16 protein-coding genes are annotated in these 19,072 nt (G+C 69.0%); 8 read left to right on the forward strand and 8 right to left on the reverse strand.

Going from position 1 to position 19,072, the window contains the following annotated elements; genetic code table 11:
- Positions 1-220: 220 nt before the first annotated feature.
- The 4 genes from ACPCUW_RS21950 to ACPCUW_RS21965 all read right to left on the reverse strand — a co-directional run bounded on the left by ACPCUW_RS21950 (position 221) and on the right by ACPCUW_RS21965 (position 4,104).
- Entirely contained in the window at positions 221-643 is a 423-nt protein-coding gene (locus ACPCUW_RS21950; RefSeq protein WP_063016037.1) for a DUF7144 family membrane protein, read from the reverse strand.
- A gap of 285 nt (positions 644-928) precedes the next feature.
- On the reverse strand, positions 929-2,299 hold the full coding sequence (locus tag ACPCUW_RS21955; protein WP_423426785.1) for a hypothetical protein: 1,371 nt from the start codon (positions 2,297-2,299) through the stop codon (positions 929-931).
- Positions 2,300-2,479: 180 nt separating this feature from the next.
- Positions 2,480-2,851, reverse strand: a complete 372-nt coding sequence (locus ACPCUW_RS21960) for an ArsR/SmtB family transcription factor (protein WP_104393830.1) — start codon at positions 2,849-2,851, stop codon at positions 2,480-2,482.
- A gap of 8 nt (positions 2,852-2,859) precedes the next feature.
- Positions 2,860-4,104, reverse strand: a complete 1,245-nt coding sequence (locus ACPCUW_RS21965) for an MFS transporter (RefSeq protein WP_423426846.1) — start codon at positions 4,102-4,104, stop codon at positions 2,860-2,862.
- Positions 4,105-4,299: 195 nt separating this feature from the next.
- Between ACPCUW_RS21965 and ACPCUW_RS21970 the strand changes: the two genes are divergently transcribed.
- The 4 genes from ACPCUW_RS21970 (at position 4,300) to ACPCUW_RS21985 (ending at position 7,946) form a co-directional block, all read left to right on the forward strand.
- Positions 4,300-5,667 (forward strand): DUF2254 domain-containing protein, encoded by a 1,368-nt coding sequence (locus ACPCUW_RS21970; RefSeq protein WP_423426787.1) that lies wholly within the window; start codon positions 4,300-4,302, stop codon positions 5,665-5,667.
- 135 nt (positions 5,668-5,802) lie between these two features.
- Positions 5,803-6,384: a dihydrofolate reductase family protein gene (locus tag ACPCUW_RS21975; RefSeq protein WP_064907216.1), complete on the forward strand. Its 582-nt coding sequence runs from the start codon at positions 5,803-5,805 to the stop codon at positions 6,382-6,384.
- A 10-nt stretch (positions 6,385-6,394) separates the two neighbouring features.
- On the forward strand, positions 6,395-6,739 hold the full coding sequence (locus ACPCUW_RS21980; RefSeq protein ID WP_063025817.1) for a YciI family protein: 345 nt from the start codon (positions 6,395-6,397) through the stop codon (positions 6,737-6,739).
- A gap of 4 nt (positions 6,740-6,743) precedes the next feature.
- Positions 6,744-7,946 carry an RNA polymerase sigma factor gene (locus tag ACPCUW_RS21985; protein ID WP_423426789.1) on the forward strand — a complete coding sequence of 401 codons (1,203 nt, stop codon included), beginning with the start codon at positions 6,744-6,746 and terminating at the stop codon, positions 7,944-7,946.
- A gap of 4 nt (positions 7,947-7,950) precedes the next feature.
- On the opposite strand, the gene ACPCUW_RS21990 is transcribed toward ACPCUW_RS21985, so the two are convergent.
- Positions 7,951-8,760: a class I SAM-dependent methyltransferase gene (locus ACPCUW_RS21990; protein WP_423426791.1), complete on the reverse strand. Its 810-nt coding sequence runs from the start codon at positions 8,758-8,760 to the stop codon at positions 7,951-7,953.
- 132 nt (positions 8,761-8,892) lie between these two features.
- Here ACPCUW_RS21990 and ACPCUW_RS21995 point away from each other — a divergent pair, with 132 nt between their 5' ends.
- Complete coding sequence (locus ACPCUW_RS21995; protein WP_423426793.1) at positions 8,893-9,534, forward strand: winged helix-turn-helix transcriptional regulator; 642 nt, start codon at positions 8,893-8,895, stop codon at positions 9,532-9,534.
- A gap of 99 nt (positions 9,535-9,633) precedes the next feature.
- Here ACPCUW_RS21995 and ACPCUW_RS22000 read toward each other — a convergent pair whose 3' ends face one another.
- Both ACPCUW_RS22000 and ACPCUW_RS22005 read right to left on the reverse strand, forming a co-directional pair.
- Positions 9,634-10,665, reverse strand: a complete 1,032-nt coding sequence (locus ACPCUW_RS22000) for an alpha/beta fold hydrolase (protein WP_423426847.1) — start codon at positions 10,663-10,665, stop codon at positions 9,634-9,636.
- Between the two features lie 128 nt (positions 10,666-10,793).
- A complete protein-coding gene (locus ACPCUW_RS22005; RefSeq protein ID WP_423426795.1) occupies positions 10,794-13,505 on the reverse strand; it encodes an ATP-binding protein in 2,712 nt (903 codons plus the stop codon).
- Between the two features lie 451 nt (positions 13,506-13,956).
- On the opposite strand from ACPCUW_RS22005, the gene abc-f reads away from it, so the two are divergent.
- The 3 genes from abc-f (at position 13,957) to ACPCUW_RS22020 (ending at position 18,455) form a co-directional block, all read left to right on the forward strand.
- Positions 13,957-15,612, forward strand: coding sequence for a ribosomal protection-like ABC-F family protein (abc-f, locus tag ACPCUW_RS22010; RefSeq protein ID WP_305781033.1), 1,656 nt, complete (start codon positions 13,957-13,959; stop codon positions 15,610-15,612).
- A 507-nt stretch (positions 15,613-16,119) separates the two neighbouring features.
- The gene (locus ACPCUW_RS22015) at positions 16,120-17,760 is read left to right on the forward strand and encodes an MFS transporter (protein WP_423426797.1); all 1,641 of its coding nucleotides are present in this window, start codon (positions 16,120-16,122) and stop codon (positions 17,758-17,760) included.
- Positions 17,757-18,455 carry a TetR/AcrR family transcriptional regulator gene (locus tag ACPCUW_RS22020; RefSeq protein ID WP_063018788.1) on the forward strand — a complete coding sequence of 233 codons (699 nt, stop codon included), beginning with the start codon at positions 17,757-17,759 and terminating at the stop codon, positions 18,453-18,455. Before ACPCUW_RS22015 ends, ACPCUW_RS22020 begins: the two co-directional genes overlap by 4 nt.
- Here the strand turns inward: ACPCUW_RS22020 and ACPCUW_RS22025 are convergent.
- Positions 18,441-18,995 carry a nuclear transport factor 2 family protein gene (locus ACPCUW_RS22025; RefSeq protein WP_423426799.1) on the reverse strand — a complete coding sequence of 185 codons (555 nt, stop codon included), beginning with the start codon at positions 18,993-18,995 and terminating at the stop codon, positions 18,441-18,443. The two genes, ACPCUW_RS22020 and ACPCUW_RS22025, sit on opposite strands and share 15 nt — an antisense overlap.
- Between the last annotated feature and the right edge of the window lie 77 nt (positions 18,996-19,072).

Consider the following 19,072-nt stretch of genomic DNA (forward strand, 5'->3'; position numbering starts at 1 on the left):
GGCCGAGACCGCGGCGGTCGCCCTCTGCCAGGGCACCCCGCTGCGCGGCGAGATCGAACGGCACTCCTCGCTCGATCTCGAATCCGCGACCGCGATCGCTGCCGAGGCGCTGCGCCGGCGGTACGGCACGGGCGAATTCGACGCGCCGATGCGGTGGCTGCAGGTGAGCGCGCGTCGACCGGACCGAGTCCCCGAGACGCGGTCCGGCCGGCGCGAGATATCAGATTCTGCGCGGATCCCAGGTGGCGATCGCCCAGATCACCACGATGTCGAGGGCGATGACCAGGATCGACCACCACGGATAGTGCGGCAGCCACAGGAAATTGGCGATGATCGACAAACCCAGTAGCGCGATCGCCAACATCTGCCCCCAGGTCGAACGCGTGAACAACCCGGCGGCGGCCGCCACCATGAGGATGCCGAGGATCAGGTGGATCCATCCCCATCCGCTGATGTCGAACTTGTAGATGTATTGCGGTCCGGAAACGTAGACGTCGTCCTTCACGATGGCCGAAATGCCCTGCAGGATGGACACGATTCCGGTGACGGCCAGTAGGGCCGCCGCGGCCAGCGAGGTGCCGGCCGCCACCGCATTGCGGGTGTCGTTTCGCCCGTTGCGTGTTCCGTGTTCCGTAGCCGTCACGACGGCTCACCCCTTTTCGTGAACCTCGCCGGCGGATCCGCCGGCGCGTACCGACATGCGTCGGTTCCGGTGGGTTGTGACATGCGGCCCTGCGCTGCCTCCTGACCAGCCGCCGCGGCGGATGATGGTCCCGGTTCGCTCATCGACCTGGTACATCGCTCGATGGACGAATTCGGCGAGCCAACCGGGCATCTAACGATTCGTCGCGGAAAACGCCGCGGATAATCACGAACCGATGGACCGTGCGATCGACCCCGAAACGTAACCGAATCGCGGTATTCCGCGTCACCCGGTCGCCGTGGGCTTGGTCTTCGCGGTGGTTTCGGGCGCCGCCGCGGGCCGCGCGAGAATTTCGACGATCAGCAGCAGCGCTCCCGCGACCAGCACGATCCCCACCACGACCAAACCGGTCGCGTAGGGCCACAGCACCAGCACGAGCACCGCGCCGGCGAGCACGGCGAGGCGCAGCGGTGTGCGGTAGTGCGCGACGAACGACTCGACCACGTTGGGCGGGCGCCCACGCCGGCCGCGGACGGCGACCATGAGCCGCCCGAAGCCGGAACGCACGGACTGCGCCGAATGAGACGACCCCGCCAGATATCCCACCGCGGCCACGACCAGGCTGACGACCGCGACCGCGCGCAGCGACACCCGCATCGGGTGGATCACGGTATCGAACAGCGCGGAGGCGGCCGGTGGCGACAACGCGTCGGGCGGAACGGAATCGAGGTAGATGCTGCGAGCGATCACCACCCCGACGGCCAGCAGCACCATCGCGACCGCACCGGCGACGCCGACCAGTGCGAGGGTCCGCAGCCGCCGGCCGCGGGGAGCCAGCCACACCGCACCCGCCGCGGTGGCCAGCGCCACCCACGGCAGGATGTTCGCCGCGCGGTCGAGCGTGCGCAGCCATTTCTGGTACTTGGGCAGCTCGGTGGCATGGAAGATGACGAATTGCGCGTCGACATCGGGAATCTTGTCGGCGAAGCTGATTCCGCGTGCGTCGAGCCGTTCGCGCACGGTCGCGAGGATCGGCTTCAGCGAAATGCTCACGGTGCCGTTGTCGCTGACCTCGATTCCGGGTCTGGTCTCACCCTTGACCACATGGACCAGTGCGTCGTGCGCGCGGCGGTTGGCGGTGTCCCACGCCTCGCGGAATTGATCGCTGGTCACCACGGCCGTCGCGGCCTGGTGGATGTAGTTCTCGGCCTGGTCGGCCACCAGCGCGGGCAGACTGTTCAACGCCGCGACGGCACGGGGGCGATCCGACAATTGCCCGACGTTCTGCGTGAGCGCGTTGACCGCATCCGCCGTGTACGCCTTGATGTCGACGCGACCGACGATCGCATCGGTGATCTTGTCGGCCAGTTCCTTCTGGATCGCCGGATCGGTGGCCAGCGGTGCGACGGTCGTGACGTAACGGTCGGTATCGAAGATCTGGCTGCGCACGAACCGCGTCGTCACCGATCCGATGATCAGTAGCGCGGTCAGGATCAGCAGCAGCACGACGCCGGTCCAGCGCCAGGCGTGCCGATGAGAAGTGCGCGGTGGATGCGCTGCGACATACGCGCGCAACCGCTCGAGTTCGGCGCGATCATCGGTGGACAGTTCCGGATTCGACGCCGGCGGGCGAGCATCTCGATCTTCGGCGGACATGATGACTCACACCCTTCCGGGCCGATCGACACGGCCCAGAACTGATTCGGCGCCGCTGCCCTCGGGGGGACAACGCATTCGCCGCCGACCCCGGATCGATCCCACACCGTGACCCAACGGTGCTGCCCCGGTACGGATCAGACGGGTCGCTCGCGAGAAGCACCGCCCGCGAACCGCGCCTTATTCGTGGGGCAGCTCGCCGGTGACGATGTGGTCGGCGAGATTGAGTCCTTCCCGGACGAGGCGGGCGAGGTGGCCGTCGCGGATGCGGTAGATGATGCGGCGGCCTTCGCGGCGAGTCTCGACCATGCCGGTGAAGCGGAGTTTCGCCAGGTGCTGGCTGACCGCGGTGCGGGAGCCGCCGCAGGCCTCGGTGAGGGCGGTGACGTCGGCCTCGCCGTCGGCGAGAACCCAGAGGATGTGCAGCCGGGTCGGGTCGGCGAGCATCCGGAACACCGAGGTGGCGGCTTCGAGACGGGCCGGGTCGGGTTCGACGATGTGCACCAGGCTGGGCGGCAGGGCGCCGACTGCGGGGGTTTCCTCACCGGTCATGAGCTGGTTCACCGACTTCCTGCTGTGGCCATCTGCGCACCCGACGATACGTGCACCGGCCACATTCGCGCGGCAACCACGGCGGCCACGGCCGCCAGGACCATCAGGGTCAGCGCCGCGCCGGCCTGTCCGGCGGCGGCGCCCAGCCAGCCGGCGATCGGATAGGTCACCAGGAAGCAGGCGTGCGAGAGCGAGAACTGCGCGGTGAACACGGCCGTGCGGGTGCTGCCGTCGGATTGGGCGCGCAGCAGTCGCGCCGAGGGCGTGTTGATCAGCGAGGTGCCCACCCCCATGATCGACCAGGCCACCCCCAGCAGCACCCAGCCCGCGCGTGGTCCGGGCTCGAGCGCCGCGAGCGTCGCGGCACCGGCGAGGCCGACGGGCAGGATCGCGCAGCCGACCAGCATGAGACGCCGATCGGGAATGCCGGTGAGCAGTCGCGGGATCGCCAGCGCGGCGATCATCGAACCGCCGCCGAAGCAACCCAGCGCCACCGCCACCGCGGGTGCCGGCCCGTGCAGCAGGTCGCGGACGTAGACCACGGTATTGACCACGACCAGCGAAGTCGCCGCGGCGACAGCGACATTCATCGCCAGCAACCCGCGCAGCACCGGGCTCGCCGCCATGAGCCGTGCGCCCCGGGTGATCCGGGCCGGCAGCGAGCCGGAGCGGTCGGCGGGCACCGATCGAGGGAGCGCGGTGCGCACGACCATGATCGCGGAGGTCGCGAAGCCTGCCGCGGTGCCGACGAACAGCAGGTGGTAGCCGACCACGGTCAGCAATGCCGCCGCCAGTACGGGACTGAGCAGCGATTCCAGGTCGTAGGCCAGCCGTGAGAGCGACAGCCCGCGGGTGTAGTCCTCCTCGTCCGGCAGGATCGACGGGATGACCGCCTGGAATGCCGGGGTGAAGGTCGCCGAGGCCGCCTGCAGCACGAAGATCAGGACATAGATCTGCCAGACGTGCGTGACCAGCGGCAACAGCAAGGCGATGACCAGCCGAACCACATCGGCCGAGACCAGCAGCATCCGCCGCGGCACCCGATCGGTCAGCGCCGAGACCACCGGTGCCACGCCGACGTAGGCGACCATCTTGATCGCGAGTGCCGTGCCCAGCACCGCACCGGCATCGGATCCGGCCAGATCGTAGGCCGCCAAACCCAGCGCGACCGTGAGCAGACCGGTTCCGACGAGGGCCACCACCTGTGCGGTGAACAAGCGCCGGAAACGGTCGTGTCGCAACACCTCCAGCACGTCGGGCCTCCAGAATCCGCGGGACGCATCGAACACGGCCAGTTTAAGACAATAGGTGCGCAATTGCGAACTTATTGTCTCTTCAACGGGCTGCGCCCGCGCCGCGCCACGATTCGATCTCCGCCGAGAGGTGGAGGTAGGTTCGGGTCGACAGGCCGGAAATTCGCCGTCGGCGAGAGCGCAAGGAGGTCCAGCGTGCAAGGGATCTCGCTCGAGGCGGATCGGTGGCGGGAACGGCTGCGCACCAATCTGTGGTTCGTCCCGACGCTGGAAGTACTGGCCGCGGTGGCGCTGTTCGCACTGACCTTCACGCTCGACCGCGCGGCCTACCACAACGGCACGAGCCTGCCCACCTGGGTGCTGGGCGGGACGCCCGATGCGGCACGCCAGGTTCTCACCGCCATCGCGGCCGCGATCATCACCGTCGTCGGTGTCGTCTTCTCGATCACGATCCTGGCGCTGACGCTGGCCTCCACTCAGTTCGGGCCGCGCATGCTGCGCAACTTCATCCGCGACCGCGGCACCCAGCTGACGCTCGGCACCTTCGTCGCGACCTTCGTCTACGCCATCGCGGCACTGGTGTCGGTCGGCGAGAATTTCGTCCCGCACATCAGCGCGACGGTGTCGATCGGCTCGCTGGTGGTGGATCTGGCGGTGCTCATCTACTTCATCAATCACATCGGCGGGCAGATCCAGCTGCCGAATGTGGTCGCTGACATCGCGCGCGAAGTGCGCACGGCGGTCGACGCCAATGCCGACACCACCGCGAGCGGGGCGAAACATGGTCCGTCGGCGCGGGAGCTCCGCGATCTGCTGGCCCGCTCCGGTGGCGAGGTGCGCACCTCCAGCAGCGGATATCTCCAGTACATCCGCTACGAGCGGCTGGTCCGGCTGGCCGCCGAAGCGGATGCGGTCATCCATTTACCTTATCGCCCAGGACATTTCGTGACCGAGGGGCAGGTGATCGCGCGGGTGTGGCCGGTACAGGCCGCGAAGGGGATCGAGAAGAAATTCTCCCGTGGCCACGTCACCGGCTCGATGCGCAGCCTGGTGCAGGACGTCTCCTTCGGCGTCGATCAGATCGTCGAGATCGCACTGCGTGCGCTCGCCTCCGCGACCAACGACACCTTCACGGTGCTGACGTGTATCGATTGGCTCGGCGACTGCCTGTCGCGGATCGCGGTCACCTGGGAGCCGAATCCGGTGCGCCGCGACAAGGACGGTCATATCCGGGTGCTCGCCGCCCAGGTCAGCTACGAGCGGCTGGTCCAGCGCGCGTTCGAGAAGATCCGCCAGGCCGGCGCCGGGCAGCCGGCCGTGATGATTCGCCAGCTCGACGCGCTGGCACAGATCGCCGACCGCGTCACCGACCCCGATCGGCTCCGGGTGATCCTCGAACAGGCGACGATGATCGAGCACGCCGTCCCGCTCATCCCGGAAGAACCCGACCGCGCCGACGTCCTGCGCCGCTGCCACGCCCTGCGCGGCCAGATCGCGGCGGAGCGCTCGGCGCTCGCCACGCGATCGCGAAAGACCACGCTCACACCGAATCCGAAGCCGTAGCTCGGCGGCGCTCAGATCGGATCGCCGCCGGCGACTCGACAATTCTTCGCCCGAGGTCGATTCCGGCGGCGGCCGTTCGTATAGGAGGTGAGGGGCGCGATCGTGCGCGTTCCCGGAATCGAGAGGAGCAGGGCGATGCGAGCGATCACGGTGACCATGAATGTCACGCTCGACGGTGTCGTACAGGGGCTGGGACGCGCGGACGAGGACACCCGGGGCGGTTTTCCGTTCGGCGGCTGGGGGCAGCGATTTCAGGACGAGGTGCTCGCCCGGGAGATGGGCGGGGATATGGCCCGGCCCGGCGACATGCTGTTCGGGCGGCGCACCTGGGAGGACTTCACCACCGTGTGGGGGCGGGCGGACGACAACCCCTACAGCGAACATATGAATGCGGCGACGAAATACGTCGCATCGACCGGCCTCGACGACGTCGACGCGTGGCAGAACTCGATTCTGTTGCGCGGCGACGCGACTCGGACCGTGCGCGAACTGAAGGCACGTCCGGGAAAGGATCTGTCGATCATCGGCAGTGCGGCCCTGGTGCGCAGCCTGCACGCCGCCGGGCTGATCGATCGGTACACGCTGGTGATCCACCCACTCACCCTCGGTGCGGGGACCAGGTTGTTCGAGGGCGCGGCGCCGTTGACCGAATTTCGCCTCCTCGGTAGCGTCGCGACCACCGCGGGTGTGATCATCGCCCGCTACGCCCGGCGCTGAGGAGAGGGCCGTGCCCGAGTATCTGCTCTCGATCTACCAACCCGACAGTGGTGCGCCCGATGCCGAGACCATGGAACGGATCGTCGCCGAATTGCACCGCCTCAACGAAGAATTGCGCGAGAGCGGGTCGTGGGTGTTCACCGGCGGCCTGCACGCGGCGGACAGCGCGACCGTGGTGCGCGCCGACGGGCTGATCACCGACGGGCCCTATCTGGAGGGCAAGGAGCATATCGGTGGCATCTGGGTGATCACCGCGGCCGATCTGGACGCGGCGCTGGCCTGGGGACGCAAGGCCGCGGCGGCCACCACGTTGCCGATCGAAATCCGCCCGTTCCGGGATGTTCCGCCGTTCTGACGCGATGACGCCGGATCGGATCGCCGCCGTCTTCCGCGCCGAATACGGCCGGGCCGTCGCCGTGCTGATTCGCACGCTCGGCGATATCGACCTGGCCGAGGACGCGGTCGCCGACGCCTTCGCCACCGCGCTGCGGCGCTGGCCGCAGGACGGACCGCCGCCGAGTCCGGCCGGGTGGATCATCACCACCGCCCGGCGCCGAGCCATCGATACGCTGCGCCGCGAATCCGCCAGGGCCGGCAAGTACGCCGAGGCGGCGATCGTGCACGCCCCGCCCGACGACGCCGAGGAGACCGCCGTGCCCGACGAGCGCCTCCGGCTGATCTTCACCTGCTGCCATCCGGCACTGAACCGGCCCGCGCAGGTCGCGCTGACGCTGCGGCTGCTGGGCGGGCTGACAACGCCCGAAATCGCGCGCGCGTTCCTGGTCCGGGAGGCGACGATGGCGCAGCGACTGGCCCGCGCGAAGGCCAAGATTCGCGACGCCCGTATCCCCTACCGGGTGCCCGGCGAGGCCGAGTTGCCCGAGCGGCTCGATTCGGTGCTCGCGACCCTGTTTCTCATCTTCAACGAGGGATATATCGCCTCGTCGGGCACGGAACTGCTGCGCGCGGACCTGTGCGAGGAGGCCGTGCGGCTCACGCGCGCACTGGTCGAGTCGATGCCCGAGGAGCCGGAGGCGGCGGGCCTGCTCGCCCTCATGCTGCTCACCCACGCTCGCCGCGGCGCCCGCACCGATGCGACCGGCGCCTTCGTCCGGCTCGCCGACCAGGACCGCGGCCGCTGGGATGCCGCACTGGTCGCGGAGGGCCGGGCCATCGTCCGCACCTGCCTGCGCCGCAACCACCCCGGCCGGTATCAGCTGCTCGCCGCGATCAATGCCGCGCACACCGATCCGGTCACCGACTGGACGCAGATCCTCGCGCTCTACGACCGGTTGGCGCGCCTGGACCCGAATCCCGTTGTGGCACTTCATCGAGCGGTGGCGGTGGCCGAGGTCGACGGGCCGGCCGCGGCACTGAGTCTCGTCGACGGCCTGGACCTGACCGAGCACTACCTGTTCCATGCCGTCCGCGCGGATCTGCTTGCCCGCCTGGGCCGGACGGACGAGGCGAGACGCAGTTTCGAGACCGCGGCCCGCCTCACCGGAAATCAACGCGAACGCGACTACCTGGCCATCCGAAGTGCCGCGCTCACACCCCGCTGACCGGTCACCGCGCCCGCGCCACCGCGCGAATCGCGCGCAGCCGACCGTCGGCCAGCGCATCGGTGAGATGTGCTGCGCGCGTGGCGAAGTCGGGCACGAAGGCGTGCAGGCCGAGCGGACTCGGCGGTAGCTGTCGCACCATGCGCATCACGGCCACGGCCTCGTCGGTGCGGTCGTCCCATCGCTCGACGGCGAATCCGGCCGCCTCGATCGTCGTCCGCAGAGTGGCAGGCGTCGTGAGGTGACCGAAGCCGGGGCCGTCGGCCCACGGGAGCGGATAGTCGGGTTCACCGGCGCCGGAGGTGGTGATATCCCAGAGCGCGAGCCGTCCCCCACGCGCCAGAACTCGGCGCATTTCGTGGTAGAGGCCGTTCTTGTCGGCGATATTCATCTGGACGTGCTGACTGAATACGACCTGGAAGGCGCCGTCCGGAAACGGTAGTGCGGTGACATCGGCGCACCGCACGGTGATGCGGTCGTCCAACCCGACGAGCCGGTCGAGCCAGCGAGCGATCTCGCAATACTCCTCGACCAGATCGACTCCGGTGACCCGGCAGCCGAATCGGCCCGCCAGGTATCGGGCAGTGCCGCCGATACCGGTGCCGGCGTCGAGAACCTCGGTGGCGGAAGAGATGTCGACCAGATCGGCCAGTTCACCGGTGGCGATGCGCCCACTGGTGTGGAAGTCCTCGAGCATCGCCAGATCGTCGAGCCGCAGGCGGCCGAGATCCTTTCCGGCGGCCAGCAACGCCCGTTCGATATCGGCCCGGGCCGCGCCGGTGGCGTACTGGGCGGGGATCTGGCTGCGAGTCATGCGCTTGCTCCGATACAGAGGGAATTCCCGGCCACTCGGCGACCGACCTTGCCATTTCATGCTAGGACGAGAAAGTAGAGTTTTTCAACTAACAAATTCAGAATCTCTACTTCAGGTCGGTATAGTGGACGCATGCGAAGCTACGGCCAGTACTGTTCGATCGCCCGCGCGCTGGATGTGGTGGGCGATCGCTGGACCCTGCTGATCGTGCGCGAGCTGCTGATCCTGGGGCCGTGCCGATTCACCGATCTCAAGAACGGGCTGCCCGGCATCGCCGCGAATCTGCTGTCCACCCGCCTCCGCGAACTGGAGGACGCCGGATTGATCGCCCGCGACGACGCGCCGCCGCCCGTCGCATCGGCTCTCTATCGGCTCACCGATGCGGGCCGGGAACTGGAACCCGCACTGCGAGCACTGGGACGCTGGGGACTGCGGTACATGGACACGGTCGACCCGGACGACGCGTTCCTCCCGCAGTGGCTGGCCTACGCAGCCGGATGGTTCACCGCCGACGCCGATCCCGCGGCCGCACCGGTGGTGATTCAACTCGTCGTCGACGAGGTGCGTGCGGTCGTCGACATCGGCGCAGGTCGCGTCGAGACCCGCGTGGGCAGCACCGACGCCGCCGACCTGACCCTCGACGGACCCGCCAATGCGGTCCTCGGCCTGCTCACCGGCGTGATCGATCTGAATGTGGCACAGCAGCTCGGCCTCGCCGCACGCGGCGACCATGACGCACTCACCCGCCTGCGGCCCGTCACGCAAGACTCATAACCTCCACAGGCGAGACCGCGGACGCGGACATCGGCACAACAGCGCAAGACCCGCGCCGCTACATCGTGGCGCGGGTGTTGCGTTGTCTCCCAGCGGGTTTCAGAGATGGTCGGCGTCGATCACGGCCTGCGCGAAGGCCGCGGGCGCTTCCTGCGGGACATCGTGGCCGACCCCGGGCAGCGTGCGGTGTTCGTACTTGCCGGTGAACTTCGCGCGGTAGCTCTTGCCGTCGGCATTGGCGCCGTCGAAATCACTGCCGATGGTAATGGTCGGGACGGTGATCGCCGGGCCCTGCGCCAGCGCGGTCTCCTCCGCGGCGTACTGCGGTTCGCCGGGGACCAGGCCCAGACGCCAGCGGTAGTTGGAGATCACGACGTCGACATGGTCGGGATTGTCGAACGAGCCGGCGCTGCGGTCGTAGGTGGCGTCGTCGAAGTTCCACTTCGGCGAGGCGGTCTTCCAGATGTACTTGTCGAAGTCGTGGACGTTGCGGCGATAGCCCAGCACACCGCGGTCGGTGGCGAAGTAGTACTGGTACCACCAACCGGCCTCCGCGGCCGGCGCGAGCGGCTGCTGGTTGGCCGCGACATCGGTGATCAGGTATCCGCTCACGGCAACCAGCGCCTTCACCCGCTGCGGCCACAGCGCGGCGATCACATCGGCCGTCCTTGCCCCCCAGTCGTATCCGCCGAGGATCGCCTTGTCGATGTGCAGCGCGTCCATGAGCGCGACGATGTCGTGCGCGACCGCCGCCTGCTCACCGTTGCGCGCGGTATCCGGGGACAGGAATCGCGTGGGACCGTAGCCGCGCAGATACGGCACGATCACCCGGTAGCCCTGGGTGGCCAGCCGCGGGCCGACGTCGATGTAGCTCGCCGGGTCGTAGGGCCAGCCGTGGATCAGCACGACCGCCGGGCCGTTCTCCGGACCGTATTCGACGTAGGCGGTGTCGAGGACACCGGCAGTGATGTGCTTGATCGGCCCGAGCGTGGTGTGTTCGCCGGCGCCGACGCCCGCGGCGGTCGCCGGAGCGGCGGGAGCCTGCGCATCCGTACCCGACGAGCACGCCGTCAGCGACGCCGCTACCGCTGCCGCCGCGATGATCTGCGCGAACCGCTTCTTGGTGAACATCTGCTCATCTCCCGTGTTCTCGTCCGCCGCGCCCACTGCCACGGCTGCGATACGAGAAACGGTAGGCGGCACGGGTGTGCTGTCGCGCCCGTCGGATGACGGTATGTGCGTACGTCATCGCGCGCGGGCTACGTCACCGGATCCGTCGCGGTGCGCAGTGCGCCGGCCAGTTCGGCACGGGAGGTGACACCGAGTTTCGGGAAGATGCGGTGCAGGTGGGTGCTGACGGTGCGATGCGACAGATACAGCCGCTGCCCGATCTCCCGGTTGGTGAGCCCTTCGGCGGCCAGCTGCGCGATACCCAGTTCGTGCGGGGTCAGGCTGTCGCGTGCGTCGGGGTCGCGGCGCGGGCTGGTCTCCCCCGCGCCCCGGAGTTCGCGCCGCGCGCGATCGCCCCAGGGCCGCGCGCCCAGCGCGTCGAAGGTGTCGCGGGCCGCTCGCAGCTGTGCCCGCGACTCGACGATGCGCCGCTGCCGGCGCAACCACTCCCCGAAGGCGAGCTGGACGCGGGCGCGTTCGAGCGGCCACCCGTCCGGTTCGGCGTCGAGAGCAGCGGTGAACAGGTCTTCCGCGGATTCGGCCGACGCGAGCAGGGCGCGGGCGTAGCGCAGGCCGACATGCAGGGCCGGTGACGGGCTACGCCGGGCCGGCTCCTCGAATTCACGCACGATCTCCTCCGCCTCCGCGACGCGCCCGGCGCGCACCGCGGCCTCGACCAGATCGCCCACGACGTAGGCGCGCAGGGCGAGCTGATAGGCCGGGTCGGCGGGGTCGAGAATTCGGCGCAGGTCGGCGAGCGCGTCGTCGTAGCGGCCCTGTCCGAGCGCGACGAGAGCGCGGGCCCGTTGCACGGTGGCCAGTACCGGTCGCGCGCCGGCGGCCGCGCCGATCCGTTCGGCCTCCTCGGCGCGCTCGACCGCTTCGTCGAAATCGCCTCGTAGCGCGGCGATTTCGGCTCCGACAGCGACGGCGAGACCGTACATGAAGTGCTGGCCGGTTTCCGGTCCGAGGCGCCCGGCCTCGGCCGCTGCCGCCGCACCGCCCACCAGATCACCGGTGCGCGCACAACTCCAGGCCCGCACCGCCAGCGCCCTGGTCAGCAGGCCGAGCCTGCCCTGTTCCCGCAGGCCGGTGATCGCCGTGGCGGAGAAGCGGCCGGCCAGCGCGAAGGCGCCGATCTGCAACGCCGCGCTGCCGAGACAGCGGTCCACCTCCGGATCGGCGCCGGTTCGCCCGGCCAGTGCGCGCAGTTGCTCCGAGACCGTCGCGCCGCGCTCGAACGGGGCCACGTAGGCGGTGATCGCCACGATCCGCGGATCGCCGGCGGGCAGACCCGTACCGTCGGCGACGGTCAGCAGGGCGCGGCGCGCGTCCGGACCCGGCTCGGACCAGAAACAGCGCATGGCGGTCCCCCACAGGATGCGCATCGCGAGGTCGCGATCCCCTTCCGCCGCAACGGTTTCGGCCAGTTTCGCGAGTTCGGTGGTGCGGGCCGGATCCTCACCGACGCCGTCGTCGAATCCGCTGACCAGCCAGGTCGCCAAGGCGCGCTGACGCGAGTCGAGATCCTGGCGACCGGCTTCCCGCAGCAGCCGATCCACGGTGTCGCGCTCGCCGGATTCCACCGCCAGCTCGGCGGCGCGCAACAGTCGTCCCACCCGCGCCGCCGGCGTGTCGGTCAGGCGCGCGGCGTCTTCCAGGGTCGTGATCGCCGCCGCCACCCCGCCCCGGCGCAACGCCCGCTCGGCCGCGGCCTCGAGTTCGGCCGCGGCGGCGTCGTCCGGTCCGGTGACGGCGGCCGCGTGATGGCGGGCGGCGCGGTCCGGCTGCTCGCGCAGGGTCGAGGCCAGCGCACGATGGGCAGCACGGCGGGCGGCAGGCTGCGCCCCGGCGGGGATCGCCGACCGCATCAGCGGATGACGGAATCGCACTGCGCCGGAATCGATCTCGATCAACCCCGCGGTGACGGCGGGGGTCAGGTCCGCGTCGTCGACCGGGCCGCCGACCAGCAGTGCGGCGGCCGCGAGCGTTTCCGCTACCGACAGTTCGTCGAGCGCGGCGAGCAGCAGGACGGTGCGGGTCGTCTCGGGCAACTGATCGGCCCGCAGACCGAACGCACGTTCCAGCCGCTCGGTGAGCGGCAACGCCGCCTCGGGCCGGTCGGTGGCCGAGGGTAATTCCTTCAGCGCCAACGGGTTTCCGGCCGCGGCCGCCAGGACCCGTTCTCGCCGGTGATCGTCGAGGCCGGGCGCGGCGGTGTCGAGCAGCTGCCGCGCCTCCTCCTCGTCCAGTCGCGAGAGCGCCAGCGTCGGGTGCCCGGCCTGCGACAGCGCCGCCTGCGCGTCCCGGGTGGCGGCGACCAGCACAATCGGCTCGGATTCCAGCCGGCGGGCGAGGAAGCCGAGCACCCCGGCGGTGGCGGCATCGAGCCAGTGCAGGTCCTCCACCACCAGCAGCAGCGGCTGTTCGGCCGCCCGATCGCTGAGCAGGGTCAGCAGCGCCGCACCGATCAGATATTCGCTCGGTACGGCCACGTCGACGAATCCGAGCGCGGCGTTCAGTGCCGCGGCCTGGGTAAGCGGCAGCGCATCGATGCCGGTACGCAGCGGGAACACGATCTGATGCAATCCGGCGTAGGGCAGCTGCTGTTCGGCCTCGGTCGCTGTCACGGTCACGACCCGGACGCCCGCCAGCCTGGCCATCGCCGCGACCTCGTGCAGCAGCGCGGTTTTACCGATCCCCGCTTCACCCGCGATGACGACGACGCCGCCGCGCTCGGCGATGCCGGTGATCGACTCGTCCAGATATTTGAGTTCCGATTCCCGTCCGACCAGCGACATCCGTGAGCACTCCTGTCCGGTCCCGGCACCGGCCGGCGCCGGTCACCGCGGGGCGATAGCAACACACCGAGCGAACTCGGCATGCCGTCGACACTATCGGTTCCACGGGCGAACCAGCGGACTCCGGGGCGCGATCCCGGCCGGGAACAGGCTCGGAATGCCGCCGCGGGCGGCGGCGATGAACACCACCTCGCCCGGACCGCCTGTCAACGCACGAGCGGCAACCCGACCTGGCCTTTTCCGTGCGATGGGGCCCCGGCTGTTATCGTCGGGCGGAGTCGGTAGATCAAGGAGACCAGACATGGTTGGTGAACTCGACATCTCCGGATAGACCCGGAAGTCACGGCCACCGGTAGGCGCGCGCGGCGCCGCCGACGTGGCCATGTCGTCGTTCACCCGATCACCCTGCGGCGCGATCGCACCGTGCCGCAACGACTTTCGAGGTCTCACCATGTCCGATGCCTTCATCGTCTGTTCGAACCTGTCGTTCACCTGGCCCGACGACACCCCGGTGTTCCGGGATCTGTCCTTCAGCGTGCCGGGCGGACGGACCGGCCTGGTCGCCCCCAACGGCGCCGGGAAGACCACCCTGCTGCGCCTGATCGCCGGCGAACTGACCCCCTCGGCGGGCAGCATCACCGTCGACGGCGTTCTCGGATATCTGCCGCAGAATCTGCCCCTGACCGGAGAGCTGACGGTCGCCGAAGTTCTCGGCATCGCACCGGTGCTGGCCGCCCTGGCGGCCGTCGAATCCGGCGACACCGACGAGCGGCACTTCACCACCATCGGCACCGACTGGGACATCGAGGAACGCACGCGCGCTCAACTGGACCGGCTCGGGCTGGGCGCGTTGCCGCTCGACCGGCGGCTGCACACCCTCAGCGGCGGGCAGATCGTCTCGCTCGGACTGGCCGCGCAGCTCCTGCGGCGACCGGATGTGCTGCTGCTCGACGAACCCACCAACAACCTCGATCTCGAGGCGCGCCACCAGCTCTACGACGTGCTCACCGACTGGAACGGCTGCCTGCTGCTGGTCAGCCACGACCGGGCCCTGCTCGACCGCACCGATCGCATCGCCGAACTCTACGACGGCGAAATCCGTTACTACGGTGGCAGTTTCACCGACTACGAGCAGGCGGTGCAGGCCGAGCAGGCGGTGGCGGAGAAGAACATCCGCACCGCCGAACAGGAGGTCAAGCGCGAGAAGCGGGAATTGCAGCAGGCTCGCGAACGCGCCGCGCGCCGGGCGAGCAACGCGCAGCGCAATCTCGGCAACGCCGGACTGCCGAAGATCTTCGCCGGCACCATGAAACGCAATGCCCAGCAGTCGGCGGGTCGCGCGAACGAAACCCACGGCGCCCGGCTGGACGCCGCGAAGAACCGCCTCGACGAGGCCGGGCGGGCGCTGCGCGAAGAACAGCGCATCGTGCTGAACCTGCCCGATACCGAGGTCCCGGCCGGCCGCACGCTGTTCGCCGCCGAGCACATCCGGTTCCGCTTCGGCGAGCGCGAGTTGTTCGCCGGCGAGGGCGCCGATCTCACCGTCCGCGGACCCGAGCGCATCGCCTTGACCGGACCCAACGGCGCGGGCAAGTCCACGCTGCTGCGCATCGTGCACGGCGACCTCACCCCCGACAGCGGTACCGTCACCCGCGCCGACGGCCGGATCGCCTACCTGTCCCAGCGGCTGGACCTGCTCGATGCCGACCGGACCGTGGCGGAGAATCTGGCCGCCGCCGCCCCGCACCTGCCCGCCGCGCAGCGGATGAATCTGTTGGCGCGCTTCCTGTTCCGCGGCTCGCGCGCCCATCTGCCGGTCGGCGTCCTCTCCGGCGGGGAGCGACTGCGGGCCACACTGGCCTGCGTGCTGTTCGCCGAACCCGCGCCGCAACTGCTGCTGCTCGACGAACCCACCAACAACCTCGATCTGGTGAGTGTCGGACAGCTGGTCGGCGCCCTGGAGTCCTATCGGGGCGCGATCGTGGTCGTCAGTCACGACGAACACTTTCTCGCCGAGGTGCGGGTGAGCCGGCGCTTGCGGCTCGCGGACGGCCGCCTGGCCGACGACAACGCCGCCGTATCCGCCGAACCCCCGTCTCCCCGATAACACCCGACGGCTCCGAAACCGAGCGTGGCGGCGGCCGAATCGAGCGTTTCGTCCGCCGCCATCGGGGTACGACCGGTTTCGGTGTCACGCGGCTCGCGCGTCGGGGCGGCTCGCGCGCTCACGCCCCGGCACCGACCGTTCCCACCACTGGCAGGTATGACCTTCTGCCCGCCACTAGAATCGGCGTGTTGTCGTACCTACCGCAGCGATCGGTAACCACCGATTAGCCCGAGTCGCACACAATCCGAACCCCCCTGCGCGCCGGCGCCATCCGCCCGGCGCCGGATTTCCGCAAAACTGCTGCTGACGCGCCCCGCTCGGGGACATCGGCGGTAGGCCCGCGCCCGCTCGCCGATACCCCACGCGAAAAGTATTTCCGGAGAAGGCTTTTCACATTAGATCTTCCGAAACAGGCCATCGATCTGCACGTTTCGTGTGTAGGCTACCGCCCGGTAGCTGTTCGACGGCCGAGGGGTGGCGGCTGATGTAGTAGACGAGGATCCGGTGATGCAGGGCAGGGAATCCGTCGAATCTCCCCATTTACCCGACACACTCGGCGCCGGCCGGCGCACCTGGGCGTTCTGGCTGGGCCTGACGGCCACCACCGGCGGAGTGCTGCTGCACCTGCCGATGTTCCGGATGGCCCGGGACATGGGCTACCGCATGGCGGGAATGCCCATGGACACCGCGATGATCTGCGGTATGGCGCTGATCGTGGCCGGATTGGCGCTGACCACCTACGGACTTTTCCCGGCTCGGTCGGTGCACCACCGGGTGGTCGCGCTGCGGGTGCGCGCCCTCGACGACGCCCCCATCAACCGCGTGCATGTGGTGCTGATGCTGGTGATGGCGGCCGCGATCACCATCGATGTGATGAAGCCGACGACACTGTCGTTCGTGGTACCCGGAGTCGGCGCCGAATACCACCTGAGAACATCGGCCAACCCTCATGTCGACGCGCTGCCGGTCGCGTTGCTGCCGCTGTCGGGCATCGCGGGCACCGTACTCGGCTCGTTCCTGTGGGGCTGGCTCGGCGACCGGATGGGACGCAAGGCCGCCATCCTGCTGGCCGGAATCTTCTTCGTGGGCACCTCGATCTGTGGCGCGATGCCCAGTTTCGAATGGAACGTGGCGATGTGTTTCGTCATGGGGCTGGGCGCCGGGGGGATGTTGCCGATCGCGTTCACGCTTCTCTCGGAGACCATCCCGGCCCGGCATCGCGGCTGGTTGCTGGTGCTGATCGGCGGTGACATCGCCGGCGCCTACATCGTCACCAGCTGGCTTTCGTCGACCATCGGGCACACCTACAGCTGGCGCAGCCTGTGGCTGCTCGGGTTGCCGACAGGATTCCTGCTGGTGCTGCTGGTGCGCTGGATCCCGGAATCGCCGCGCTACCTGCTGGCCGTCGGCCGTCACCGCGAGGCCGAAGACGTGCTGCGCACCTACAACGCCGAGATCGTCCCGGTCGAGCACAGCGAACTGGCCGCCGAGGACGGTGTGCGCGACGGGTTCGGACAACTGCTGCGGCGGCCGTATCTCGGTGTCACCGTGGTGTTGTCACTGATCGGGCTCGGGGTCGGCTTGGTCACCTACGGATTCCAGTTGTGGTTGCCGACCAACCTGCGCAATCTCGGGTTCAGCGATGTGACCGCCGATCGCATCCTGCGCGATTCCGCCCTGATCGGATTCCCGCTGAACTTCGCCGTCGCCTACTGCTATCACCGTTCCACCAAATGGACCCTCATCACGCTGGGCGCGCTGCTGGCGGTGACCCTGGCCGGATTCGTGATACTCGGCGACCATGTGGCCGACCACCGGCTGCTGCTCAATATCCTTCTGGTAGTGCCCATCTGGGGTTCCAGCTCGATCGTGGCGGTGATCGTCGCCTACGGTGCGGAGATCTACCCGACCCGGATCCGCTCGCGCGGCAGCGGTGTCGCGGCGGCCATGACGAAGGCCGGCGGCGTCGGTGTGATCGCACTGGTGGTGCTGGCGGTGGCCGCGCCCTCGATCAGCGTCATGGCCGTGATCAGTGCGGTGCCGATCGCGCTGGCGACGATCGCGGCGGTGGTCTACATCGTGGAGACGCGGCGCCGCTCCCTGGAGGACATCACCGCCGCCGAACTGCGAACGGTGGCGGCGGCATGAGCGCGACTGCCTGTGAATCCGGTGCCGCGGTGGCACAGTCGTTACGAGATCGCTTGATCCACGCGACTATTCAACTCATCTCCGCGGAGGGCCTGACCTCCCTGACCGTGCGACGAGTGTCGCGGATCTGCGAAGTGTCGACCATGGCGATCTACTCCAATTTCAGCGGAATGCCCGGACTGCTGCGCGCGGTGGGCTCGGCCGGATTCGCCCAGCTCTCGGCCCGGCTGGCCGAGTGTGGGTGCACCGACGACCCGATCACCGACATTCTGGTACTGGGCTTCGTCTTTCGCGACGAAGCGCTGCGCAAACCCGAACTGTTCCGCCTGATGTTCGCCACCGAATCACCCAGGGCGGAGGTGAAGCTGCATCGCGGCAACATCCTGTCCGGTACCGGTGATTCGGACTTCGACAACTTCGCCGAGAGTTTCGACCACGTGGTGCGGGCGACCCAGCGCGCCCTCGACGCCGGCCTGGTTCGCGCGGAGAACGCACGGGCGGCGGCGGCCCAATTCTGGACGGGTCTCTACGGTTTCATCCAGCTGGACATGGCCGGGCTCTACGGAGACGAGGGCGTCGGCGAGGTACTGCTGCCCTCGATCGTGAACATCATGATCGGCATGGGCGCCGATCCCGAGTGGGTGCAGCGTTCGGTGCACCGCGCGGTGGAGCGCGTGCTCTCACCCACGTCCTGACCGGCGGCGCAGCCGCACGCCGGCGCGCTGCATGCGAGCCATCGCGCGTTCGGCGAAACCGTTGCGCTTGGGTAGCAGTTCGAGTTGCAGCAACAGTTCGTTCAGGTCCCAGGTGGCCTTGCTACGCCAGATCAGCCCCTCGCGAAACTGCCAGATGTCGACCACGAACAGGTCGAACTTCTTGCCGGTACCGGCGAATCCGGGCGGATCGATCGGCCCCGTATTGGTGCCGGTCATCCGCCACGGCACGATCGCGGCCAGCCCGTCGGCGGTGACGGCGGGCTCGAACACGAGGCGATAGGCCACATCCGGAAACGAGCGCACGGTGTCGTCGACGAATGCCGCGACCGCGGACCGGCCGATCATGACACGTTCTTCGGACGGGTCGAGCCAGCGGGTGTCCTCGCTGACGCAGGCGGCGACGGCGGCGGCGTCACCGGCGTTCCACCCGGCGATGTAGTGGTCGACGAACCCGCGCAGCCAGGCGGGGTCGGTAATCGGGTCGGCTCCCGGATCGAGCGCGAATTCACCGGATTTCATGACGGCTGAATGTACCCGAATAACAATGTCATGAATCGCGGTGACATTGTTATTTCACCGGGCCCGGCGCGCACGCC

The sequence above is a fragment of the Nocardia sp. AB354 genome (assembly GCF_049538315.1).
Classification (GTDB): domain Bacteria; phylum Actinomycetota; class Actinomycetes; order Mycobacteriales; family Mycobacteriaceae; genus Nocardia; species Nocardia nova.